24 protein-coding genes and 1 tRNA gene are annotated in these 23192 nt (G+C 39.6%); 8 read left to right on the top strand and 17 right to left on the bottom strand.

Features of this window, described 5'->3' with window-relative positions; genetic code table 11:
* The first annotated feature begins 4 nt into the window (after positions 1 to 4).
* Positions 5 to 76: transfer RNA gene (locus tag ACFPA1_RS11800), tRNA-Arg, on the top strand.
* 272 nt (positions 77 to 348) lie between these two features.
* A complete protein-coding gene (locus ACFPA1_RS11795) occupies positions 349 to 1155 on the top strand; it encodes a hypothetical protein (protein ID WP_378583065.1) in 807 nt (268 codons plus the stop codon).
* A 290-nt stretch (positions 1156 to 1445) separates the two neighbouring features.
* Here ACFPA1_RS11795 and ACFPA1_RS11790 read toward each other — a convergent pair whose 3' ends face one another.
* The 4 genes from ACFPA1_RS11790 to ACFPA1_RS11775 all read right to left on the bottom strand — a co-directional run bounded on the left by ACFPA1_RS11790 (position 1446) and on the right by ACFPA1_RS11775 (position 4804).
* Positions 1446 to 2327 carry a hypothetical protein gene (locus ACFPA1_RS11790; RefSeq protein ID WP_378583062.1) on the bottom strand — a complete coding sequence of 294 codons (882 nt, stop codon included), beginning with the start codon at positions 2325 to 2327 and terminating at the stop codon, positions 1446 to 1448.
* Between the two features lie 280 nt (positions 2328 to 2607).
* On the bottom strand, positions 2608 to 2934 hold the full coding sequence (locus ACFPA1_RS11785) for a hypothetical protein (protein ID WP_213144223.1): 327 nt from the start codon (positions 2932 to 2934) through the stop codon (positions 2608 to 2610).
* Between the two features lie 250 nt (positions 2935 to 3184).
* Entirely contained in the window at positions 3185 to 3517 is a 333-nt protein-coding gene (locus ACFPA1_RS11780) for a hypothetical protein (RefSeq protein WP_213144224.1), read from the bottom strand.
* Positions 3518 to 3601: 84 nt separating this feature from the next.
* A complete protein-coding gene (locus ACFPA1_RS11775) occupies positions 3602 to 4804 on the bottom strand; it encodes a glycosyltransferase (protein WP_378583058.1) in 1203 nt (400 codons plus the stop codon).
* Between the two features lie 135 nt (positions 4805 to 4939).
* Between ACFPA1_RS11775 and ACFPA1_RS11770 the strand changes: the two genes are divergently transcribed.
* The 5 genes from ACFPA1_RS11770 to ACFPA1_RS11750 all read left to right on the top strand — a co-directional run bounded on the left by ACFPA1_RS11770 (position 4940) and on the right by ACFPA1_RS11750 (position 9823).
* Positions 4940 to 6373, top strand: coding sequence for a glycosyltransferase (locus ACFPA1_RS11770; RefSeq protein ID WP_378583055.1), 1434 nt, complete (start codon positions 4940 to 4942; stop codon positions 6371 to 6373).
* A 3-nt stretch (positions 6374 to 6376) separates the two neighbouring features.
* The gene (locus tag ACFPA1_RS11765; RefSeq protein ID WP_213144227.1) at positions 6377 to 6661 is read left to right on the top strand and encodes a hypothetical protein; all 285 of its coding nucleotides are present in this window, start codon (positions 6377 to 6379) and stop codon (positions 6659 to 6661) included.
* The gene (locus ACFPA1_RS11760) at positions 6658 to 7785 is read left to right on the top strand and encodes a glycosyltransferase (RefSeq protein WP_213144228.1); all 1128 of its coding nucleotides are present in this window, start codon (positions 6658 to 6660) and stop codon (positions 7783 to 7785) included. Before ACFPA1_RS11765 ends, ACFPA1_RS11760 begins: the two co-directional genes overlap by 4 nt.
* 152 nt (positions 7786 to 7937) lie before the next feature.
* A complete protein-coding gene (gene gmd / locus ACFPA1_RS11755; protein ID WP_378583052.1) occupies positions 7938 to 8903 on the top strand; it encodes a GDP-mannose 4,6-dehydratase in 966 nt (321 codons plus the stop codon).
* Entirely contained in the window at positions 8900 to 9823 is a 924-nt protein-coding gene (locus tag ACFPA1_RS11750) for a GDP-mannose 4,6-dehydratase (RefSeq protein ID WP_378583050.1), read from the top strand. Before gmd ends, ACFPA1_RS11750 begins: the two co-directional genes overlap by 4 nt.
* Positions 9824 to 9954: 131 nt before the next feature.
* Here the strand turns inward: ACFPA1_RS11750 and ACFPA1_RS11745 are convergent, their stop codons facing one another.
* The 9 genes from ACFPA1_RS11745 to ACFPA1_RS11705 all read right to left on the bottom strand — a co-directional run bounded on the left by ACFPA1_RS11745 (position 9955) and on the right by ACFPA1_RS11705 (position 19735).
* Entirely contained in the window at positions 9955 to 11241 is a 1287-nt protein-coding gene (locus tag ACFPA1_RS11745) for a glycosyltransferase family 2 protein (protein ID WP_378583047.1), read from the bottom strand.
* A gap of 1 nt (position 11242) precedes the next feature.
* Positions 11243 to 12019, bottom strand: coding sequence for a cephalosporin hydroxylase family protein (locus ACFPA1_RS11740; RefSeq protein ID WP_378583045.1), 777 nt, complete (start codon positions 12017 to 12019; stop codon positions 11243 to 11245).
* 38 nt (positions 12020 to 12057) lie between these two features.
* Positions 12058 to 12963, bottom strand: coding sequence for an NAD-dependent epimerase/dehydratase family protein (locus tag ACFPA1_RS11735; RefSeq protein WP_378583042.1), 906 nt, complete (start codon positions 12961 to 12963; stop codon positions 12058 to 12060).
* Positions 12960 to 13490 (bottom strand): dTDP-4-dehydrorhamnose 3,5-epimerase, encoded by a 531-nt coding sequence (gene rfbC / locus ACFPA1_RS11730; protein WP_378583039.1) that lies wholly within the window; start codon positions 13488 to 13490, stop codon positions 12960 to 12962. The genes ACFPA1_RS11735 and rfbC overlap by 4 nt, the downstream gene beginning before the upstream one ends.
* Before the next feature lies 1 nt (position 13491).
* Positions 13492 to 14724 (bottom strand): methyltransferase domain-containing protein, encoded by a 1233-nt coding sequence (locus tag ACFPA1_RS11725; RefSeq protein WP_378583036.1) that lies wholly within the window; start codon positions 14722 to 14724, stop codon positions 13492 to 13494.
* A gap of 4 nt (positions 14725 to 14728) precedes the next feature.
* A complete protein-coding gene (gene rfbG / locus ACFPA1_RS11720; RefSeq protein WP_213144236.1) occupies positions 14729 to 15802 on the bottom strand; it encodes a CDP-glucose 4,6-dehydratase in 1074 nt (357 codons plus the stop codon).
* Position 15803: 1 nt separating this feature from the next.
* Positions 15804 to 16574: a glucose-1-phosphate cytidylyltransferase gene (rfbF, locus tag ACFPA1_RS11715; RefSeq protein WP_213144237.1), complete on the bottom strand. Its 771-nt coding sequence runs from the start codon at positions 16572 to 16574 to the stop codon at positions 15804 to 15806.
* A 371-nt stretch (positions 16575 to 16945) separates the two neighbouring features.
* A complete protein-coding gene (locus ACFPA1_RS11710) occupies positions 16946 to 17953 on the bottom strand; it encodes a hypothetical protein (RefSeq protein ID WP_378583033.1) in 1008 nt (335 codons plus the stop codon).
* A gap of 492 nt (positions 17954 to 18445) precedes the next feature.
* Positions 18446 to 19735, bottom strand: coding sequence for a hypothetical protein (locus tag ACFPA1_RS11705; protein WP_378583031.1), 1290 nt, complete (start codon positions 19733 to 19735; stop codon positions 18446 to 18448).
* Between the two features lie 362 nt (positions 19736 to 20097).
* Here ACFPA1_RS11705 and ACFPA1_RS11700 point away from each other — a divergent pair, with 362 nt between their 5' ends.
* A complete protein-coding gene (locus tag ACFPA1_RS11700) occupies positions 20098 to 21480 on the top strand; it encodes a sugar phosphate nucleotidyltransferase (RefSeq protein WP_378583029.1) in 1383 nt (460 codons plus the stop codon).
* Positions 21481 to 21555: 75 nt separating this feature from the next.
* On the opposite strand, the gene ACFPA1_RS11695 is transcribed toward ACFPA1_RS11700, so the two are convergent.
* From ACFPA1_RS11695 to ACFPA1_RS11680, 4 genes are all read right to left on the bottom strand, one after another.
* Entirely contained in the window at positions 21556 to 21840 is a 285-nt protein-coding gene (locus tag ACFPA1_RS11695; protein ID WP_378583026.1) for a hypothetical protein, read from the bottom strand.
* A 35-nt stretch (positions 21841 to 21875) separates the two neighbouring features.
* Complete coding sequence (locus ACFPA1_RS11690; protein WP_378583023.1) at positions 21876 to 22025, bottom strand: hypothetical protein; 150 nt, start codon at positions 22023 to 22025, stop codon at positions 21876 to 21878.
* A complete protein-coding gene (locus tag ACFPA1_RS11685) occupies positions 22015 to 22242 on the bottom strand; it encodes a hypothetical protein (RefSeq protein WP_378583021.1) in 228 nt (75 codons plus the stop codon). The genes ACFPA1_RS11690 and ACFPA1_RS11685 overlap by 11 nt, the downstream gene beginning before the upstream one ends.
* Positions 22243 to 22600: 358 nt before the next feature.
* Complete coding sequence (locus ACFPA1_RS11680; protein WP_378583019.1) at positions 22601 to 23155, bottom strand: hypothetical protein; 555 nt, start codon at positions 23153 to 23155, stop codon at positions 22601 to 22603.
* Between the last annotated feature and the right edge of the window lie 37 nt (positions 23156 to 23192).

Below are 23192 nucleotides of genomic sequence, written 5' to 3'. Positions count from 1 at the left end.
TTTTGCCCTCGTGGTGCAACGGATAGCACGTAAGATTCCGGTTCTTAAAATGTGGGTTCGATTCCTGCCGAGGGCGTAACAAAGAAAAGCTTGAAATGACAGTGTTTCTGCGAATTTACTTTTGTGGGAACACTGTTTTTTTATACACATTTTCAATAAAAAATGTACCACGTATTATACCACAAAACTGTTAAAAGACATAGGTGAAAGGGATTTTTTTGACAGTTTTTTGGGGAAAACAGGCAAGTACACAATCTCATAAAAATTAATTGAATAGATATGGTATTGAATAGAGAAGGCTTGAACAGCCTTTGTTCTAAATATCTTTTCAATTAGGAGATGAACAATATGTCGTTACCGAATGTTCCGGGCATGACACCAAACATTTCACTTAGCACTGCACAAACCGTTCCATTGCTATTGGCTTCTATTGCCCTTGAAGAGTTAGCTCTCGCTCATATCTTGAACGCAGAAGCAGAGAAACTTCAATTTGTTTTGGGAACATTAACACCTGCAAGAACCACGTTTTCCCCTGCAACAGTTTCACTATCCAATCTTCTTGTCGTCAACTCTAGCATCCAAAGAACTCTTGGTGATGTGATTAAAAAGGAAATGCTCTTGGAGTTTAAATTTGAGAATGTTCTAGATTTAATTTCAATGATTCCACCACCCGTAGAAACTTTTTGTGAATGCGGCGCGAGCTTTATTATTCCGGCAAACTCCACTATCATTCGCAATGGTACAGAAACAGGAACAGGCAGGCTAAATGCATTAGGCACTGTTCAAGGAAGAGTGATGATTTGCAATGACTGTAATCCGGCAGAAACAGATCTTTTCCAATTTGAATTTACATCTCTTACTACAAGTGTACAATTCCTCGCTGCCACATACGATTCTCTTCCTACAGGGGAATTAGGTACTTGTTGTTTTAATTCTGCCACCGGTGAAGCACAATTTATGATTACTGGTACTGGAACAAGAAACGGTGTTCCTGCAACTTTTGAGTTGGTGGTATTTGAAGATATAGTTCCGCCAATTGGAAACAGCAGGATTCAACTAATATTAAATGGTTCAGAGCTGTTTGAAGCCTCTGTTGCTCCTGGTAATGGTAATGTAACAGTTTGTCCTGGCTTTATACTCTCAGAATGTTCTTAGATTTACCTAAACTAAATATGGGCGATTAAACTTGGATATAAGCATACTAGTAAACTAAAAAAACACCTTTGTCTTTTAATAAAGGTAAAGTATAAAATTGGGGGTCTACCACTGTCATTTGGACGGTGGTATTTTTCTTTTTATGGAGAGGAACATTCTTAGAGAGATCTTTTTTGACTCGTAATACCTTATTTTGTCAATTGTAGTATATGTAGTGAATAATACTTTTGAGAAAACCTTCACTGACCGAAAAAAACCCGTATAGGGTTTTTTCATTTTACATGTAACAGTTAAGGACAATTGGTGACAACTAGTTCGCCATTGCCAACCTGTGTTGTGGTTGCAAAAAATGTGGTGCCATTGCTGCCTGTTATTAGTATTGAAATACTCTTACTACCCATTACGCCATTCAAGACGAGACTGTATGATACAGGATTAGGACCAAATAATGCAGGATTATCGGTAATTCCTTGACCTGTGATTGTTACAATTTGATTTGCACAATGAGGAACGTTAAAGGTAGTTGCTGTGAATACGAATGCTGGAACGGTATCGTTCCCTCCATAGGTAAACGTAAACTCATTATCTGACATGCAGCTTTGACATATATGACCATTGTAGATAACTGATCCATGGTCGTTGGGTGGTTGAACCACTGCATTAACTATAACAGTTGTAAAATTATCTCCTGTTCCTCTATTAATATCAAAGTTATTACCTGCTTGGTTTGTAGCCATACAGCCACATATAGGTGGGGGGGCAAGCTCATCAGAAATCGCTTGTTGTAGAGTCTCATCTGCTAATTCATTAACTGCAAGAAGATCATTAAGGGTGACTGAACCTTCTGTAGATTCCGGATCAGTTCCAAGAACTTGTTGAATGTTTTCAGCAGCCTCATTGATCTCTTCAGCGTTTTCAAGATTTTCTAAAGCATCGGACAAAATTGAGTTTGGATCTGTATTATCTTCAAATTCCACAGTATATGATACCTCGCTTTCATCGAGATAATTTTTATGTCCACCACTACAACTCATTGAAGTGAATTCGGTTTCGATCTGCCTACCACCGCCGCTATAGCCCCTCGCCAAAAGTACCTGCCGTACCGCCAGCGCCTCCATGCGAAATGCTGAACGAAATCGAAGCGAAAAATTGGGAAAATAGGCTTGTGACAAAGCGAATCACTCTGTACATTAAATGTGGTTATATTAGCAATATATTGATGGGTGTTGGCAAATGAATCGGCGCTTGTCTATTATTGATAACCTTTTTATGTATTTTAACTATGGAAAGATTAATCCCCTTCGGGTGTTCCTTGATAAAATAATAGGTCTGCCCCACCACAAATGCAGCCACACTCAATTGAGAAGCTGCATTTTACCGAATGGGGGTCGGGTAGGCTTATCATGTTTGACCAATTACCTTAAGAATCAAAGAATTACTACAACAAAATACCTAAGGTCGATGATTTATGGACATTAAATCAAGAACATTTCCCAATTTAAATTGCAGTAGCATCTCTTTTTTGATCACATCTTGAAGGATTCTTTCAGCACTAGCATTGATGGTAAAAAGCTCTGATGCGGAAACCTTTGCAGGAGAGAGTTTTGTTTTTGTATGCTTTAATTTTCCGAGTGCGAATTGAAGTTTTTCAGCTTCGGCATTAATGACGTGGGCAAGGGCTAACTCCTCAAGGGCAATGGAAGCCAGCAGCAATGTAACGGTCTGATCAGTATTAATTGAAGTAATTGGACTCATATTCGGAATATTGGCTTGAGACATTGTTATCACCTCGTTTATCTTTAGTGCTGATGTTAGTTTATTTTTACAGGCTGAATAATGACACAACTATTTTTATGATATTTTCCTTGGGGAGTTTATTTTATTAAAAAGCTCCCGATTGGATACGTTGTATACCAATTGGGAGCAAGGTAAACAGGAAGGTATTCGCTCATGTGTGAAACAGTTTGAGCTTGTACTAACCCCAACCATATCCTCAATTCTTCTTTAAAAGAAGTGCTTGTGCTTTACATTAACGTGGGAATGGTGTAATAGCAATCAAATCGAGGATATTTTCAAACTTAAACTCCAGCAGCATTTCCTTCTTGATCACATCACGAAGTGTTCTTTGGACACTAGCGTCGAGAGCAAGCAGATTTGTCAAGTTAACAACTGCAGGAGAGAATGTTGTTCTAGGAGCAGGAGTTATTGTTCCTAGAACGAATTGAAGCTTCTCAGCTTCAGCATTAATGATGTGAGCCAAAGCCAATTCCTCAAGGGCAATAGAGGCTAAAAGCAATGGAACAGTTTGTGCTGTAGAAAGAGAAATTGTTGGTGTAATGTTTGGAATATTTGCTTGAGACATTAAATCACCTCTTTTCTTTGTTATCTGTTACATTGTATTTATAAACCTTGTACAGAGACACGGTCATTAAACTATTTTTAATCCTTATTTATTTTTTGCAGAATTGAGATTGAGCGCCATTGCAATTAGCGTTTGATCGTCACAGTCTGCAGTTAACGGACTAAATAGGCTTTGATGCTTCGTCATCAGTTCTCGAAGCGCTTCTACGGGAGAATTAAATGATTTCGATTGGCTTGCCGCCATTGCATAGCATCTTGCTGCTTCCTCAATCTGCCCCAGCTTTTCGAAGCAGCATCCTTTATAGTGTAGGGCTTGAAAGCTGCCAACCCCCTTTTGGGTGAGATACTGTAAATTCGCTTCCCCCATTTCGAGACAGTAATCAAACACCTCCAATGCTTCTTTAAACATGTCCTTCAAATATAAGATTAAGCCTTTATAAAAATGTAAATCTACATAATCCGGATAGAGAATACATGCTTTTTCAATACCTGGCCACGCCCCGTCGATGCTTCCTGTTGCAATCAATATGGAATACTTTAATCGATATAAAAGCGAAGGGGGAGTGTGTAACCTCATTAGGAAATCCTTAATGGAATGATTAACATGATCAAATGCTTTACTATATTCCTCATTACCGTAATATTCGGCCGCAATATGGTAGTGGGTCCAAGGGCTATAGTCTTTTTGTTTTAGTTCTTCCTTTAACATCGTAATATTTCGTTCAAATTTCTTTTTATTTTCAGTAACGGAATTCATATATCCATAATGGTGAATTTTAATTGGCACATGCTTGATGATGAGGCCATCCTCTGGTATCGTCAGAACCTCTTCTACGTTCAGCATTTCATGTATTTTACCTTGAAATTTAAATCCTTTATGATTTCGCAAAAGACGGGTATGGACGATATCGAAGGTTTTTTCCGGTTCTGGCCGTTCGCCATAATAATTAATCAAATGAATAGATAAAATATCCTCATTCGAATATAGAATGTCACGTAATTTATAAACATCAGAAGCATCAACTTGTTCATCTGCGTCCATCCATAAAATCCAGTCCCCTGTTGCGCGTTCCAATCCAAAGTTTCGGGCGTCAGCAAAGCTTTTGTTCCAGGGGAATTCGATAACCTGTGCTCCAAATGATTTACAGATCTCAACCGTTCGGTCTGAAGATCCCGTATCTACAATAATGATTTCGTCTACAACCCCTTTAGTGCTGCTTAGGCACTTTTCGATAAATGCTTCTTCATCTTTCACAATCATACATAACGACAAACGCTTAAAGTCCATTTTTCTCCCTCACTCCTTTTAAAAAACATTAAACAATCATTTTCCATATTATGTTTTTAACTAGGTAAAAGTGCTTTTTTTGGCAACATCCCAAGCGGTGTTCAATATAATGAGTAGGGTGAAGAAAGAAACCCTATGATGAAGCCTGAGGTGGAAATTGTGAAGAAAGATTCACTAAAAATTAACTGGATTGGCCCTCAATTTGCGGGTCATAGTCTTGCGATCGTTAACAGGAATATTTGCAGTTTATTAAACAAGGAACATTTCAACATTAGAAAGAAAGTCCCAGACGAAGAAATTCCGTTAGCACTCTCTGTCCGAGAAGAACAGAGTAAAATAGGAGAATTGTTGCCCTTTCCTGAATCGGATTTTACAGTTGTTCATCAGTGGCCGCCAGTCTGGGACATACCAAAAAGTAAGAAATGGATATGTATGCAGCCTTGGGAATTTGGTGCAATTCCCAGGACCTGGTATATTCCCATGAAGTATTGGGTTGATGAAATCTGGGTATATAGCCAATACAATAAGGAAAGCTATGTACGCTGCGGGATTCCAGAGGACAAAATTCATGTAATCCCGCTTGGGGTGGACGAAAAGGTTTTCCACACTGATGTGGAACCTCTAGATTTAACACCTTCCTCTTTTCGATTCCTATTCGTTGGTGGGACTATTGGACGTAAAGGAATTGATACTCTCATTCAAGCTTATCTAAATGAGTTTTCTGCTAATGATGATGTTTGTTTGTTTATTAAGGACACCGGTACCCAATCTTTTTATAAAGGAATAACGCTGGAAAAGATGATTCATGAAGCCATGTTAAATCCTAAAAATCCCCGTATTGTATACATGGATCATGACTTTTCGGAAACAGAGCTGGCGGGATTATATAAGGCGTGTGATTGTTTAGTTCATCCGTACAGGGGAGAGGGGTTTGGGCTGCCTATTGCGGAATCCATGGCGTGTGGAATTCCGGCAATTGTGCCCGATAAAGGCTCATGCCGGGATTTTTGCAGTGCCGAAACAGCATTCCTTGTACCCTCTAAGGAGGTTCTTTTATCAGAAAAAAAAGTCGGTGACCTCGATACAGTGGACTATCCATGGTGGCTTTCAATTGATAGGGTCGATTTGCAGCAAACTATGCGGTTTGCGTATGAAAATCCTTCATTGGTGAACCAAAAAGGACAGGAAGCAAGCAGGCATATTTTAGCTTCATTTACATGGAAAAAAAGTGCCCAGACAGTGGCTGAAAGAATCAGACTGTTGGCTGATAAGAAAACAGACTCCAAATTAACACACGAGGATATTGTTAAAATGGAGCTGGAGTATGGAAATGAACTTTATCAAAATAAATTGATGGAAGATGCCTTAAATAACTATCTCAACATTCTTTCAATATATCCCCTAACATTAATGGCAAGGTACAATGCCGTCATCATTCACATCCAACAAAAAAACTATGTCGCTGCAATTGAACATCTGGAATACATTGCCGACAACATGGAGCAACAAGATCATAACTTTCAGGAGAATATCTTGCTCATGAAGACATTTTGTAATGCGCAGCTGTAGTCCATGAAGGGGTTTTTTTCTAATCCATCCAGAGAAAACATAGCGTTTATGACAGGAATTCCCATTGTATCAGTTTCAGAAATACAAGGGAATTATTATCCATTCCTAAATCAAAGTACCTTTGAAGTTCATGAAATAATTGAAAATGGAAAAGAGAGTTTTGTATTTGATAGCGTTCTAGAATTACGGAATTCATTAAAAGAATTACTGGGCAATTATGAACTTGTCTTTTACAGGGAAGACCGAAAATTTGTCCTTTACTCTTTAGAAAGGAAGATTGGTGAATGACTCAACCTACAGGAGTTCTATGGGTAGGCCCATTAGGTGATATAGGCGGGTACGGTAATGTCTCCAGGAATTATTTGAGGGCTTTGCAACATATTGATCTCCCAATTCATTTAGTATCATCAGTAAAGGCCCAAAATGAAATTGGAGAAGATGATATTAAGCTGCTGTCTAATTTTAATAGGGTAATGAACAATCCGGGTGATAATCCTGTTCTTGTAATGCATGGTCCTGCAGAATCGTTTTTAGCGCTTGATAAAAAAGGTTATCATAAAACAATTGGAATCACATTGTTTGAGACGGATCGTATCCCGCCACATTGGGTAGATATTTGCAATAATTTGGATGAGATTTGGGTTCCCACGCACTTTAATTATCGGACATTTACAGAGTCAGGTGTAAATCCTTCAAAAGTACACGTTGTTCATTATCCTATTGAAAGCAGTATCTATACAAAAGAATTTGAACCTTACCCTTTTCCAACTGAAGTAAAGTCTTTTAAGTTTCTATATACTTTAGCGTTTGATTACCGCAAAGGGTTGGATTTGCTCATTCAAAGCTATTGTGAGGAGTTCTCTGCGGACGATGACGTCAGCCTTGTTTTAAAAATCTATGTTCCCTTTTGGATTGCCGATGGGAATTTTTCTGAGTTAATAACTTCGTATATACCAAAAAAGGAAAATAATCCACATATTCATTTAATGATTGAAAATACTCCTCGTGAAGATTTAATGCGTTTATATTCAAGCTGTGACTGCTATGTTTCTACTGAAAGGGCAATCGGATGGGGGATGCCTCAGATGGAAATGATGGCGATGGGGAAACCAGTGATATCGATTAATTGGGGAGGAGTTACAGAATTTATGAACGATAAAAATAGCTTTTTAATAGAACCAGAGCATGAACTAGAACCTGTACATCCTCAACTGCAGCTCACAAGAGCTATTCATTATTTTGGCCATAAATGGGCAATGGTTAAAGAGGAAAACGTGAGGTTGGTTTTGCGGGAAGCGTTTGAAAATCATAAAAAAAGAGAGGAAATTTCATTGCAGGCAAAACAAGATATAAAAAATCATTTCTCTCCACAAATTATTGCAGAGCAAATGAAGGCTCGATTATTTTCTTGAATTTGATTTCTTTATATGGAGGGTCATGGCAAATTGCTGGACCTTAAATATAAAGATTTTTTTTGGTTTCTTAGATAAAGGGAATATAAGAGGCTGATAACAGCATAAAAAAATAAATGGGGATTTCTTACACAAAAGAATAGGAGGGCATCATGAAAAGAACTCTAATAACGGGTATTACAGGCCAAGACGGCTCATATTTGGCAGAACTTCTACTTGATAAGGGATATAAGGTATATGGTTTGAAAAGGAGAACTTCAACAGAAAACTATGAAAATATTAAACATATACGAAATGACATTGAATTTATATCCGGTGATTTAGCCGATCTATCATCATTGATCCAGGCAGTGAAACTTTCTAAGCCAGATGAGGTATACAATCTTGGTGCACAGTCCTTTGTAGCGGATTCATGGTCGCAGCCGTTATATACTGCAGAGGTTACTGGCCTTGGCGCACTGAATATGTTGGAAGCAGTTAGGCAAATAAAGCAGGATGCTCGTTTTTACCAGGCTTCGAGTTCTGAAATGTTTGGGAAGGTAATTGAAACCCCTCAAACGGAAACGACCCCGTTTTATCCCCGAAGTCCCTATGGTGTTGCGAAAGTATATGGACATTGGATTACTGTCAATTATCGTGAAAGCTTTGATATATTTGCGTGTTCAGGGATTTTATTCAACCATGAATCGCCAAGAAGGGGAATACAGTTTGTGACACGAAAAGTGACAGATGCAGTCGCGAGAATTAAACTCGGCCTGCAAACGGAGCTTCGTCTCGGAAATCTTGATGCAAAGCGGGACTGGGGTTTTGCAGGAGATTACGTGAAAGCAATGTGGCTGATGCTTCAACAAGGAAGGTCCAACGATTATGTCGTAGCAACCGGAAAAACCCATACAGTGCGTGAACTTGTAGAAATCGCTTTTACTCATGTCGGATTAAATTGGGAAGATTATGTGATTCAGGATCCAGCTTTTATGAGGCCGGCAGAGGTAGATTTGCTCCTAGGAGACCCACAGAAGGCAAAAAAAGAGTTGGGGTGGGAGCCAAAGGTTTCTTTTGAGGAATTAATAAAGATGATGGTAGATCATGACATGCAAAAGTACGGTCAAAATCAATGAAGGCACTTATTACGGGAATAACAGGTTTTGTCGGGAAACATCTTGAGTCCTTCTTGAGGGATAAAGCGGATGTTTATGGAACTTCCCGGTCAAATAGAAGCAAGAATCATATTTTTGAAGTAGATTTACTTTCTGAAACAAAAGTCACCCGGTTAATTGAGGAAATTAAACCGACGCACATTTTCCACCTTGCAGGGTTAAGTAATGTTAAAGATTCTTGGAAACAAAAAGCGGATTTTATTCAGGCTAATGTGATAGGAACGATTCATTTATTGGAAGCTGTCAGAAAAGTAGATAACAAAATAAAGGTCATGACGGTCGGCTCGTCAGAGGAGTATGGACGGATTCAGGGAGAATTAGACAAGGTTATTGAGGAGACTGCATTGCATCCGGTTAGTCCTTATGGAATTAGCAAGTGTGCAGTAAGTATGCTTGTCAGTTTATATCACCGGTCATATGGATTAAACGTCGTCCATGCCAGGCCATTTAATCATATAGGACCTGGGCAAAGGTTAGGATTCGTAACATCTGACTTTGCCTATCAAATAGCACTTATCAATAAAGGGAGAATAGACGATCCTGTCCTCCGGATTGGAAATTTAAAAACAGCAAGGGATTTTACCGATGTAAGGGATATAGTGGAAGCTTATTACAATATCGCATGTTTCGGTATAGCGGGGGAAGCTTATAATGTGTGCACTGGCCAAGGAGTTTATATTCAAGACATATTAGAGAAATTTTTAAGTTATTCAAATAAAAAGATTGAACTCGTGGTTGACCCAAGCAAAATAAGAGTGGCAGAGATTCCTAAACTAGTAGGGGGCCCCGAAAAATTATATAAATTAACCGGCTGGAAACCAAAACGAAAACTTGATGATACATTAAAAGATATTTATGATTATTGGATAAATAATCTGTGAAGCACCAACGGCTATTCAATCTCCTTGCAGTCGGTACGTGTGTTCATAGAAAAGAGAACAACGGCAAAGGGAAGCCCTTTGCCGTTGATTAATTTTGGATATTAAATATTGTTGCTTAACTTTACTTAGCATTATATTAGATATAAAAATGGTGCACTGCTGGCTACATATAAAAAATCTTTCCTATTTTCGTATCCTTTTTTTGTTAGATGTTGTGTATGAATGTTAGGCTGCACGGAAGCAATAATCACAAAAGGACGAACGGGCAGTTCAGAAGGGTCCGTTAACTTCTCGAAGAAATTTGGTTGTGTGGACAGCGCGGATTCTTCAAGAAATCCGTGAACCGGTATATGATTCTCAGAGAAATATTTCCACCATAGTATGATACTTACTTGTAATGACCCTATTAAAATGATGGGACGTTCTTTTGCTAACTTTTGGAACCTAACTGCTGAACTTTCTATACTGGCGACAATTTGTTCAGGTGGTTTCTCTGTTGTCATTAATGCATTCATAAATTCATAAACGAACTCTGAATCAATGACTCGATCTTTCAAAAAGGGGGTGTGTTCAAAACAGCTCATTTGTACCCAGCTCATTTGTTGAAAGACAAGCACATCAAAGAAATCTTGAATAAGTTCCGAAGGCACATTTTTTTCTTTTAGAGTTAGATATAAATTTTTGATAAGTTGTGTATGAGATGTAGAGGCTATAGTTTGTTGTCTCTCGGGATTGGAAGTAATGGAATTAATTTGGTCATAATGGGTCTTCTCAGGGAAGTGACGATAAAAAAGTAGTCTCTCCTTTACCTTGACGGCACTCCCCAGCAAGAAAAGCTCTAAACAGAGAATAACATCTGGCCCATACTCCTCCATAAATAACCTTGTTTGTTTTAAATATTCAGAGCGCCACAAACCATAAATAACAGACCCCATCCAGGTAACGTTTAAGAAAAATTGGTGCAATCGTTCAGTAAAAGTAAGATTAATTGTCTCTATTGCTTCGTGCTCATCGTTAAGATATTTGCCTTCCGTATCAATGATGGAAATTTCTGTTACACATATAATTGCCTCAGGGTGCTGGTTAAATTTTTGTAGACACTTGCTGATATAGGCTGGATGCCGCAAATCGTCAAAGGCTTGCCACATAAAAAAGTCACCTTTTGACAACTCAAAAGTCCGGTTAAAGTTTTTTGCGGCGCCAATGTTCGTATCATTTCGGAAATAGTGAATACGTGGATCTTTTTGTTGATACTGTTGGCAAATTTGTGGTGTAGTATCAGTGGAGGCATTATCGGATATGATGATTTCAATGTTAGTGTATTCTTGTGATAACAGTGATTCGATTGCTTCTGCAATGTATTTTTCACCGTTATAAACAGGCAGACCAATACTGACCAAAGGCTTATGTTCAGTCATGTCACTCATCTTCCTTCATTCTTTTTAACCAGGCCGATGGCCAATGGGTTACATTTTGTGTAAGGGAACTTTCATTGAAGAGCCATGCAGGCTGTTCTAATGTAAACTCCGGATGCTCTTTTGCAAACTCCAAAACAGCCGTACACGGATTATCCTCTATCCAGCCTTTTTCCCCTCTAGGGACATCATGCAATTCCTTCATAATCCCGTCTGTTGAAACTATATATGACCCGCTTGAAACGAAAGGATGGTAAGCTTCAAGTTCTTTTTTTACATGGTCTTTTGAATGGCATGAATCTAAAATAACCAAAACTGTTTCTTCCTTTTTAATCATAGACTTTACTGTATTTATCGTATCGGCAGCAGCCGAATCGCCCTCAATCAAAGTAATATACGGGTATAGTTCATGACCTTCTATCGCCCGGCGATTATGAGGACGAATCTCAATATCAATTCCAATAACCCTTCCTTTTTCCATCGCTTTACACAGGCTTGCATAATAGATTAATGAACCGCCATGGGCAACGCCCGTTTCCACAATTACATCAGGCTTTATCTGATAAATCACTTCCTGTATACGGATTAAATCCTCGGGAAGCTGAATAATGGGTCTTCCCATCCATGAGAATGTATACACGTATTTCTCGTTCCAGCCGACCTTAGTCCAAATATCAGAAAGTATTTCGAAGGAGGTTTTACAATATAATGGAAGGGATTTTTGGCTGATTCCGTCATCAATGATTAACTGATTATTTTCTGAGTCAATGGTAATTTTCATGATCGCTCTCCATTCAGTTCTTTAATTTAAAATTCAATTTACACTTGATTTTTTCTCCACCAAGCTATGGTCCGCTCTAAGCCTCTATCTAAGTCAATTTTCGGGCTCCATTTGATCTCATCTTTTAGAAGTTTCGTGTTTGCCCCGATAAACAATGGCTCTGTATCAGGAAATGGAATTGCCCCAAGTTTTACTAATTCTGATTTACCTAATTTATCTGCAATTCTAGAAATCATTTCCTTTACCTGAATGGAATGTCCCGAGGCTATATTCACGGGTCCTTGCGCATCGCTTTCCAATAACGAAACAAACGCTTCTGAAGCATCCTCGACATGTAAAAAATCCCGATATTGCTCTCCGTGGGTGCATAAAGCTTGTTTATTGTTTATTAACGAGTTAATCACAGTGGGTACCAGTCTTGAACGGTGTTCCTTTGGTCCATATAAAAAAAATATTCGCCCCCAGGCGCTGCTAAGTCCTACGGATTCCGAAAACGAACGAACAAGACTTTGAAGCGCATTTTTAGCGGAGGCATAAGGGGGTTTGTTCGAGCAAGGAGTGATGTTTTCTGAAAGGTATCCATAGCTCCAATCGTATTCAGCGCAAGTCCCTGCAAATACAGCTCTTTTACCGCCATATTTCGCGAAGTTATATAGCAGCTCTATACTTGCTTGAACCCAAAGATAATTATTTAGTGAACGCCAATATTCCCCTGGTGTCGCTTCCCATGCGAAATGGAGAAGATGTGTAGGTTTAATGTTTTCTATCAGATCCCTGGTTTCTTTTACATGCAACAGATCAGCTCTGTGCCATTTGCATTTCAACATAGGGGTATTAACAAATTTCCTGCTAACCGCATGAACCTCAAAATCCTTTTCTATTAATTTCTTTATGACATGACTGCCTATCCACCCATTTGCCCCTGTCACAAGAATCCGCTTCATGTTTTAAAATCCCTGTAGGATTGATCTTTATTAGAGGCGATAACATCCTTTATAGGCCAATCAATATTGAAGGAAGGATCATTAAACCTAACCCCTTCTGCATAATTCGGCTGATAAAATTCACTCATTTGATACAATACTTTGGTGTTTTCCTGCAATGTTTGAAACCCATGAGCAAACCCTTTTGGGACATATAGCATTTTCTGATTTTCCTCACTTAATCTAACGGCAATCCATTGTTTAAATGTTTTAGAATCCGGACGTAAATCGATGATAACATCATAGATTTCTCCCTTTATGCAGCTAACCAATTTAATTTCTTCATAGGGAGGTGTTTGAAAATGCATCCCTCGGACAATTCCTTTTTTCTTATTGTATGAGAGATTAGATTGAACAAACTCGACATTCAATCCATGGTCATCAAACTCTTTTTTGCACCAAGTTCTAACAAAAGAGCCCCGTTCATCGTAATATGGCTCAACTTCAATAATGAAGGTACCTTTTAATTTAGTTTCTGTAAAAATCATTTTAAAGCACCTCAATTTCAGGAATTGCTACAACAAATTGGCCGCCCCATTCTCTTATAAAAGACATTTGGTCCATAATTTCTTCTTTCAAGTTCCACGGCAGAATAAAAACATAGTCCGGCTTTGTTTCAGAAATCATATCCGGCGCTTTGACAGGAATATGTGTCCCGGGTAAATACAGCCCCTGTTTAAAAGGGTTTCTATCAACTGTATAGGGAAGAAGTTCTTTCCCAATGCCGCAATAATTTAATAATGTATTTCCTTTTGCGGGAGCTCCATATCCTACAATTGTTTTTCCTGACTTTTTGGCCTGTATAAAAAATTCTAAAATCTTAACTTTTGTTTGCTTAACCAAATCATAAAATTTTTGATATGTGTCAAGACGGTGCAAGGATAGGCTTTTTTCTTTTTCAATCAGTTTCCCTATATTGGAATGAATGACTTTTGACCGATCTTCTTCATGCTTTGCAAAGATTCTCAGTGAGCCGCCGTGCGTAGGAATTTCCTCTACATCAAAAACTTCCAGATTATGTGCTTTAAATATTTCCTGAAAGGTTAACAGGGAAAAATAAGAGAAGTGTTCGTGGTAGATGGTATCGAATTGATTTTGACAGATAAGGTTTAATATGTGCGGGAATTCTACAGTAATGACCCCTAAAGGGTGCATTAATTGTTTCATCCCGCCTACGAAATCGTGCAGGTCAGGAACATGGGCCAAAACATTATTTGCGATAATTAAGTCTCCTTTAAGGCCTTCGACAACTAATTGCCGGGCAAAGACCTTGCCGAAAAACTCAGTCCTAGTCGGAATTCCTTTCTCCATCGCTTTAAGAGCAACGTTTTCAGCCGGTTCCACTCCTAGGACGGGAATATTTTTTTCTTTAAAATATTGAAGTAAGTATCCATCATTACTAGCAATCTCAATAACCTTTGAATGGGGGCCGAGCTTAAATTTATCTATTACACTATTTACATAATTTTTTGCATGGTCTAACCAACTGTCCGAAAAAGAACTGAAATAAGCATAGTCTTTAAAAATATGTTCGGGAGATTCAAATTCTTCTAATTGGACTAAAAAACATTGGTCACATACATACGTATGCAATGGATAAAACGGCTCCATTTTACTAAGTTGATTTTCCTTTATAAAAGAATTTGCCAACGGGGAAACCCCAAGGTCCACAAATGTATGCTTTAAAGGAGACCGGCAAAAACGACAGGTTTTATCCGACATTTTCTCAAACTCCCTTTATTTGTTCGTATCTTTTAATCTGATTCACCGTAAATGGCCCCATCACTGTTCCTGACTCGTAATTTCTAAACCATTCGACCGTCCATTTAATTGCTTCCTTCGTAGATAGTTTAGGGACCCAGCCTAATAATTTTGAGGCTTTTGAACTATCAAGCTGTAAATAAGCAGCTTCGTGTGGATGCATTTCATTGTTTTCATAAGTAATGTCAATTTTTCTACCCCATAACTGCATTGTCATATTCAGAACATCCTGTACCGCAAATTCCTGACTAATCGACGGGCCAAAATTCCAGCCTCCGCCAAAGGACGAATCGTCCCACAGCCTTTCAGCTAGCTGAATATATCCACTTAACGGCTCCAGTACATGCTGCCATGGGCGAACTGCATTTCGATTTCTGACGATTAATTTTTTGCGTTCTAAGAAGGAGCGCATCAGATCTGGCACTAATCGTTCCTCCGCCCAATCCCCGCCGCCGATTACATTTCCTGCTCTTACTGAAGCTAGATTAATAGAAGGGATATGTTTGGTTTGAAAAAACGACCTTCTATACGATTCAGTTACAAGTTCAGCACAGCCTTTACTGGCACTGTACGGATCATGGCCGCCCATTCGGTCTTGTTCCTGGAAAGACTTTTTAATTATTGTGTTTTCATAACATTTATCACTTGTTACATTCACGATAACCTTGACGCTGTTTGTATGTCTTGCTGCTTCCAATACATGGGCTGTACCTAAAACGTTTGTTTTAAACGTTTCAATTGGGTTTTGGTATGATTTCCTAACGAGAGGCTGAGCTGCTAGATGAAAGATAATATCTGGCTGGTAATACTTCATTGTTTGTTCAAGTTGTTCAAAATCGTTTATATCGCCATAGCACGACTGGCATTCTGCTGCGGCATTCGTTAAATCAAATAGATTGGGGGATGTAGGTGGATGAAGCGAATAACCGATTACTTTTGCGCCAAGAGATGAAAGCCAAAGGGACAGCCACGTACCTTTAAACCCAGTATGTCCAGTTACAAAGACTTGTTTTTCGTTCCAGAATGCATGATTTGACATTTCACCACACCTTCCATGGAGCTTCATTCAAACGCCAATATTCCTCAAGCTTCATTTTATCTCTTAATGTATCCATTGGCTGCCAAAAGCCCGTATGCCTAAAGGCTGCTATCTGTCCCAATTCAGCCAAACGCTCGAGTGGTTCTTTTTCCCAAGCCGTTTGATCTCCTGCGATATATTCAAGGACGGCGGGTTCCAATACAAAAAATCCTCCGTTAACCCAGTTGCCGTCACCTTGCGGCTTTTCTTTAAAGCCAGTCACTGCATCTTTAGCTGCTATGCTTAACGCCCCAAATCTTCCAGGAGGTTGAACTGCCGTGACTGTTGCTAATTTCCCATGTTTTTTATGAAATTCAATTAAATTTTCTATATTGACGTTGCTAACTCCGTCGCCATACGTGAAACAGAAGGGTTCTTTATCCAAGAATTTTTGAACTCTTTTTAACCTTCCTCCTGTACTCGTATGTTCGCCGGTATCCACAAGCGTTACCTGCCATTGCTCCGAACTATTATTGTGAATCACCCGTTTATTATTGGATAGATCAAATGTAATGTCTGACATATGCAAAAAGTAGTTGGCGAAATATTCCTTTATCATATACCCTTTATAACCAAGACAAATAATAAATTCATTAATGCCGTAATGGGAATAAATCTTCATAATATGCCAAAGTATCGGTTTTCCCCCAATTTCAATCATTGGTTTAGGCTTGAATTCTGTTTCTTCACTGATTCTCGTTCCATAACCTCCAGCCAATATGACAGCTTTCAAATTCTCACCCCTTATGTGTAAGCATCTTTTTTATGGTATGCAACCACAAAATCGTAGGTTAACACTTTCTAAGCTTTGTATAAGATCGAAAAGTAATCGGAAAGGAAAGAGTTGAGGAAAAAAATAAACAGAAACACCAATGTGTTGTCTGTTTGTTTTTTTGAAAAGTTAGATGAGGAACGTATGAAAGGTTAATCGAAGAAGGTCAAGCTTAAAATTATGTAAAAACAGGGACATTGATAGAAAGAGAGGCGACCCTAAAGGGCGGCCCCACAGTTTGAGATTATAAAGAACTGTTTGTTTACCGTGCTTTTAGAACCACTAAAACTAATGACTGCTTTAAGGCTTTAGAGATAGTGGTCTACATATGATTATTCATTTTGTTCTTTCATTTGTTGCAGTAATATCTCCATTTTTGCTGCTTTTCCATTTTTATCTTCCTCTGTTGGTTGTGTAGCATGGAATTTTTGAAGCAATTGCTGGACTGTATCCTCGAAGCTTGCAGGACGTGCTAGGCCGAGCAAACCAGCGTCCCCAGTCTCACAAGTTGTAATATGCAATTCCCAACCACCAGCCATTATACCGGAATCGGCTAGTGCCTGGTCGATGATATAAAGATTCCATACTCCATTTGGATCCATTCCATTAAAGACGCTTAATAATGTATTTCCTGATGGTGCAGGTGCAGGTGGTGGGTAAGTGCCAAAAATTCCGTTGTTCGTAGGACGGTAAGTTCCTGAAACGATTGGAGTTGGTACTGTTGTCGCAGCATTGTCATCGAAGGTAAGTGTAACGTTATTTATGTCAGTTCCGCCCCCAGCACTTGACATTAAAATTGTATTAGGTCCTGTATTCCCAGCTGGTCCCACCAGCATGGCACTTATATCAGCTGGAAATGTATGTGACAAATTATTAAATGTTACTGTTACCTGTATGATAGAACCTGTTAAACCGGAAACTACAATTGGTGAAGGATAAGGAGCTGCCGGACCCTCGGTGCCTTCTGCTGGGATTAAAATCGGTGTTGTATTTGAAAAAGTTGTAGTTCTTGTCGTACATGTTGCTGTTGCGGCTACGAGATCCAAAACATTTTCAAACTTGAATTCTAACAACATTTCCTTTTTAATCACATCACGAAGGGTTCTTTGGACACTTGTATCAAGGGTAAAAAGATTTGTTAGCGAAACTGTTGCAGGAGAAAAAGTAGTACGTGCAGGGGTTAATGTTCCGAGAACGAATTGAAGCTTCTCTGCTTCTGCATTTAGCAAATGAGCTAAAGCCAGTTCTTCTAGTGCGATTGATCCAAGAAGCAGTGGAACAGTTTGTCCAACACTAAGCGAAATCGTGGGTGTAATATTGGGGATATTTGGATTAGACATTTAATCACTCCGTTTCATTTATTTATATAAGTTCGTTTTAGAACCTGATCTTGAACTAAAGCCCAGGAAAGAGGAATAAATCCTAACTGAAGGAATTCCTTAAAGGATAGTTAAGATTGCTAATTAGAGCTTATACACTCGTATAATACGAAAAAAGTTATAAATAGTACGGGCTTATTAACATGAAAATTGTATTAAAGCGTCCATTTTTTGAAACACTAGTATGATAGATTTTAAGTTAATGGAACCTTTTAGGTGATTTTCATTGGAATAGATTTAACCATTAAAGCTAAAGGTTCTGCTGAGTGTCCATTACACAGTCAGGTTATTGGAAGATCTAGGGAAGGGTATGGGAATACATTGACTGAGGATACGCAAAAAGAATATGTATTGGCAAGGGCTCAATTAGCAATGATGAAAACTTGATACCATGATGGGGCAATCCAAAATCTGGATTGCCCCATTGATTTATTTTTACTGATTAACAATTTACTATAAACCGGAGAAGCTTATCGTTACCTGACCATCTCCAGTGCCGACACCGGCTGTGTTGACTTGGCTGCTGCCAGCGTTGTACGAACCGCCGCCACCGCCGCCACCGCCATCAGCATTAACAGCATTAAAGCCGCCACCGCCGCCGCCGCCGCCTCCGGCAAAACCACCACCGCCGCCGCCGCCGCCGCCGCTAGGAGCACTATCAGAGCCGCCGCCGCCGCCGCCAGCACCTAAACCACCGCTAGTACCATTACCTTGGGGACCAGTGCCGCCAGCACCACCGAAACCACCAGCAATAATATTGGTGCCGCCAGCACCACCAGTAGCGTTGAACAAAACAGTCGCGTCCCCGCCTTTACCGCCAGAACCAGTTATGCCGCCGCCGCCGCCGCCGCCAGCATCAAAAGTAGAGGCGCCGCCGCCGCCGCCGCCAGCACCGAAACCATCACCGCCATTTTCACCAGGAAGACCAGTACCACCGCCAGCACCACCAATGCCACCTAAAATATTAGTGCCGCCAGCACCGCCTCCTCCGTTATCGTCACCATTACCTGCTTTTCCTGCAGTTCCATTTGAGAAGGTTGGGGGAAGATCTGCTAAAGGAACGGTAGCGTTCACTCCGTCACTTACATTGCTAGTTTCAAAAACACCACCAGCACCCCCGCCGCCACCTGCTGCAACCAGTAGTGTAGTTGAATTTAAAGTACTACCACGCCAAACAAACGATCCACCGCCGCCGCCAGCACCAGAAGTGGCATTATCGATACCCTTTTCCCCTACAAATATGGATAGAGTTTCTCCAGGGGTAACCGGAAAAGTTCCTTCTATTGATGCACCTAAGCCTCCTGTAGCAGATCCTAGGAAGTCTCCACCTTTTGCACCAATAGCCTGGATTCTTGCAGTAGTTGCAAAGTCGGGAACAGTAATCGTTGTAAGTCCTGGCGTTGTAAAGGTGGAAGTCCCTAAGTTTGCCAAAAATCCTGCCAAATCCAACGTATTTTCAAATTTGAACTCCAATAGCATTTCCTTCTTAATCACGTCACGAAGGGTTCTTTGGACACTTGTATCTACAGTAAGAAGATTCGTAATAGAAACGGTTGCAGGGGTAAAAGTAGTCCGTGCAGGGGTTAATGTTCCAAGAACGAATTGAAGCTTCTCCGCTTCTGCATTCAGCAAATGAGCCAAAGCGAGTTCTTCAAGAGCGATTGAACTAAGAAGCAACGGAACAGTTTGTCCTACACTTAGCGAAATCGTGGGTGTGATATTAGGGATATTTGGATTAGACATTAAAACACTCCTTTATTATTAATTTATATAAGTTCGATATAGAACCTGCACTTTAATTTAGGTAACTGTAAACAAAAAAAGGAATACACTGAGTGAATTCTATAAAAATAGACTAGTTAAGGTTACTAATTGAAACTTATACACTAGTAGCATACGAAAAAAGTTCCGAATAGTACGGGCTGGTCTCTCATTAAAAAAATTTTTTTGTTGGGGCTAAAAAAGTCCAAAGTAACTACTTTCATTTTTATTTTTAATCAAGTATTCTTGGGAGTTTATCTATTACAAAATGCCGGATGCACTCATATGATAATAATTCAAGTGGAATGATTTTTTGGATAATTTATTGTATAGAGGTGCATAAAATGAAACTTATTTTGCTCTCAGGGGGATCCGGAAAACGATTGTGGCCGCTTTCCAATGACTCCAGATCGAAGCAATTTTTAAAAATGCTGACACGTGCAGAAGATGAGCTAGAATCCATGGTCCAAAGGATCTGGCGGCAATTAGATTCGAATCAATTAAGCAATCATGCCTATATTTCTACCAGTAAAACACAAGTGGATATCATACAAAGCCAACTAGGGACTGAAGTACCGTTAATTATTGAACCGCAGCGAAGAGATACCTTTCCGGCCATCACTTTAGCAGCAGCTTATTTGTATTCCATCATTGGTGTTAATCGAAATGAAGTCATCATTGTCATGCCTGTTGATCCATTTGTGGAAAATCAATTTTTTAATAAAGTCAAAGAATTAGAGGATGTCATTTTGGATTCAACGATGGAAATCGCTTTAATTGGTGTACATCCTACCTATGCTTCCACAAAATACGGGTACATTATTCCGGAAAAAGGAAAAGGGGACTGTGAACAGGCGCGTGGATATATAAATGTAATCGGGTTTAAGGAAAAACCGACAGAAGAGCAGGCAAAGCACCTGATAAAAAATCAGGCCCTATGGAACTGTGGTGTATTTGCCTTTAAACTCGGCTATATGATTGATCAGTTGGAAAAAAGAGGTTTTCCTGCACAATATGATAAAGTAATAGAAAACTATAGTAGTCTGCCTAAAATAAGTTTTGATTATGAGATTGTCGAAAAGGCCAAGCGAATTGCCGTAATCCCCTACAACGGTTATTGGAAGGACTTGGGGACTTGGAATACATTGACTGAGGAGATGGAGACAAATATCCTGGGCAGCGGGTCAATTAGTCATGATTGCAGCAATACACATTTAATCAATGAATTGGAAGTACCTGTGTTTGTTTTGGGTGCTTCGAATATAGTGGTGGCAACGAGTCCCGATGGTATTTTGGTTTCTGAAAAATCAGCAAGCCACCAAGTCAAAGAAATCGTCAAAGATATGGAACAACGGCCTATGTTCGAGGAGCGCCGTTGGGGGTGGTATCGTGTCTTGGACTACAAAAAGTCAACTGAGGGAAAAGAGGTACTGACTAAGCGATTATTCGTATTTGCAGGTCATAACCTCAGCTATCAATATCATCATTACCGGAGTGAAGTTTGGGTGGTCGTCGAGGGGGAAGGGGAATTCGTTCTGAATGACAAATTGTCTTATGTAAAAAAAGGCGATGTTCTAACCATTCCTTTAGGCGCAAAGCATGGAATCAAGGCAAGTAGTGATCTTGAAATCATTGAAGTTCAAATGGGGAGTAAACTGGATGAAGGAGATATTGTTCGGTTATTTATGTCATGGGAAGAAATGAAGAAAGCCATTGGGAGTGAGTAATTTTTCATGCGGTAATGATAGTAAAACTCTTGCATAAGGGCAATCCAGTTCTTAAGGATTGCCCTAAAAAATTTTTTAAAGTAAAAAATCAATCGTATCTTCAAGCTCAAACAATAACAAAATTTCTTTCGCAATGATTGCGCGCAGCACACGTTCGGCCTTCCTGTTTGCCTTTTTTAGATCTTTTTTTGATGCTCTTTTACATTTAACGTCCTTCACTGTTTTTCGAAGTATTTTTACCTCTGTTTCTAATAAATGTGCCAGTGATTGTTCCATCAAGGCAATACCTGCTAGCTTCAATGTAACTACATCCCGCCTTTTGGGGATATGAAAATCTTTTGGAATTTCCGGTAAACCCATTTTGGCCCTCCTCTTTTCGTTATACTTTCCCTCGGTTAAACCTCTGCAAATTTCTGCACATTATAACCTATGTTTTCATTATCTTTTTGTGCAATAGAAAATAACAATTCGGTCTTTAGAGACTTAGTCCAAACTGGACCCATAAATAAAACAGACAGCATTTTTGCGGTCTGTTCATTTTCCAATTAACACCCTTCTCTTTTGGTCCGCCAGTCGCTTAAATTCTATAATAGAATCCCTGATAGCCTTTATATCTCTTAATACAATAAAAAAATCGTCTCTTTCCTCCATTGCTTCTTCAAGCATACTGAGGGAATTTATAAGGTGATTGAAAGATGATTCAATATGGGAGAGAGAATCTTCAAACATTTGGCTAAACTTTTCACTAGGATGCTCCTCCATGTATATTTCCCCCTTTCCCATGGAAGACAAGACAAAAGTGATTAATCTTTGGGGTCTTTATGATCTGTACATTTTCAATGCCTTTTTTTGCATTTATGACAAACAATTTTTTCCTTTTTGACGACCTCTAGTGTATTTTCCAATTTCTTTAGTAAAAGCCATTCCTTCATCACAATGGTTTCGAGCATTTGTCTTACCGAATGATTTATATCAAGGATGTCATCATTACATGGTTTAGTAGGAAAATTGCCCTTTTTGCCTACAAAGGCTTTGATTTTTTCGGCTTCAGCTTTAATAAGTTTGGCTAGAGCCTTTTCTTCCTTAGCAATGGATTCAATTAATTTAAACAGAACTTTATCTAATGATTGTTTTTTACGGCGTTTCTTCGAGGAGCGTTTTTTTCGATTTCTACTACCACTACTGCCACAACTACCACTACTGCCACAACTACCACTGCTACCACAACTACCGCTGCTGCCGCTGCTGCCGCTGCTGCCGCTGCTTTCACTGCTTCCGAAGCTGCCGCTGCTTTCACTGCTTCCGAAGCTGTCGCTGCTTTCACTGCTTCCGAAGCTGTCGCTGCTTTCACTGCTTCCGAAGCTGTCGCTGCTTTCACTGCTTCGGAAGCTGCTGCTGCTCTCGCTGCTTCCGAAGCTGCTGCTGCTCTCGCTGCTTCCGAAGCTGCTGCTGCTCTCGCTGCTTCCGAAGCTGCTACTGCTGTCGCTGCTTCCGAAGCTGCTGCTGCTTTCACTGCTGCCGTAGCTGTCGCTGCTTTCGCTGCTGTGGATACCTTTATGCGGATGTTTTTTACTGGTGCTACCTCTGCTGCTACCACTTCTGCCACTACTGCCGGGACCTTTATGCGGTCGCTTTGGGCCACCATCCTTGTCATGATGCTTCGGCATTGTTCCACACCTCTTTTTGATTTTTTTTCACACGGTATATATATG

The organism is Neobacillus sp. GCM10023253, from assembly GCF_042653105.1.
GTDB lineage: Bacteria > Bacillota > Bacilli > Bacillales > Cytobacillaceae > Neobacillus > Neobacillus citreus.
Note: the sequence above shows the minus strand (reverse complement) of the source record. Positions and strands in the feature narration are given on the sequence as shown.

Coding starts and splice junctions, on each gene's coding strand:
- ACFPA1_RS11795 (WP_378583065.1), top strand. CDS start 349: ATGTCGTTACCGAATGTTCCGGGCATGACACCAAACATTTCACTTAGC.
- ACFPA1_RS11785 (WP_213144223.1), bottom strand. CDS start 2,934: ATGTCTCAAGCCAATATTCCGAATATGAGTCCAATTACTTCAATTAAT.
- ACFPA1_RS11780 (WP_213144224.1), bottom strand. CDS start 3,517: ATGTCTCAAGCAAATATTCCAAACATTACACCAACAATTTCTCTTTCT.
- ACFPA1_RS11775 (WP_378583058.1), bottom strand. CDS start 4,804: ATGGACTTTAAGCGTTTGTCGTTATGTATGATTGTGAAAGATGAAGAA.
- ACFPA1_RS11770 (WP_378583055.1), top strand. CDS start 4,940: ATGATGAAGCCTGAGGTGGAAATTGTGAAGAAAGATTCACTAAAAATT.
- ACFPA1_RS11765 (WP_213144227.1), top strand. CDS start 6,377: ATGAAGGGGTTTTTTTCTAATCCATCCAGAGAAAACATAGCGTTTATG.
- ACFPA1_RS11760 (WP_213144228.1), top strand. CDS start 6,658: ATGACTCAACCTACAGGAGTTCTATGGGTAGGCCCATTAGGTGATATA.
- gmd (WP_378583052.1), top strand. CDS start 7,938: ATGAAAAGAACTCTAATAACGGGTATTACAGGCCAAGACGGCTCATAT.
- ACFPA1_RS11750 (WP_378583050.1), top strand. CDS start 8,900: ATGAAGGCACTTATTACGGGAATAACAGGTTTTGTCGGGAAACATCTT.
- ACFPA1_RS11745 (WP_378583047.1), bottom strand. CDS start 11,241: ATGACTGAACATAAGCCTTTGGTCAGTATTGGTCTGCCTGTTTATAAC.
- ACFPA1_RS11740 (WP_378583045.1), bottom strand. CDS start 12,019: ATGAAAATTACCATTGACTCAGAAAATAATCAGTTAATCATTGATGAC.
- ACFPA1_RS11735 (WP_378583042.1), bottom strand. CDS start 12,963: ATGAAGCGGATTCTTGTGACAGGGGCAAATGGGTGGATAGGCAGTCAT.
- rfbC (WP_378583039.1), bottom strand. CDS start 13,490: ATGATTTTTACAGAAACTAAATTAAAAGGTACCTTCATTATTGAAGTT.
- ACFPA1_RS11725 (WP_378583036.1), bottom strand. CDS start 14,724: ATGTCGGATAAAACCTGTCGTTTTTGCCGGTCTCCTTTAAAGCATACA.
- rfbG (WP_213144236.1), bottom strand. CDS start 15,802: ATGTCAAATCATGCATTCTGGAACGAAAAACAAGTCTTTGTAACTGGA.
- ACFPA1_RS11710 (WP_378583033.1), bottom strand. CDS start 17,953: ATGTCTAATCCAAATATCCCCAATATTACACCCACGATTTCGCTTAGT.
- ACFPA1_RS11705 (WP_378583031.1), bottom strand. CDS start 19,735: ATGTCTAATCCAAATATCCCTAATATCACACCCACGATTTCGCTAAGT.
- ACFPA1_RS11700 (WP_378583029.1), top strand. CDS start 20,098: ATGAAACTTATTTTGCTCTCAGGGGGATCCGGAAAACGATTGTGGCCG.
- ACFPA1_RS11695 (WP_378583026.1), bottom strand. CDS start 21,840: ATGGGTTTACCGGAAATTCCAAAAGATTTTCATATCCCCAAAAGGCGG.
- ACFPA1_RS11685 (WP_378583021.1), bottom strand. CDS start 22,242: ATGGAGGAGCATCCTAGTGAAAAGTTTAGCCAAATGTTTGAAGATTCT.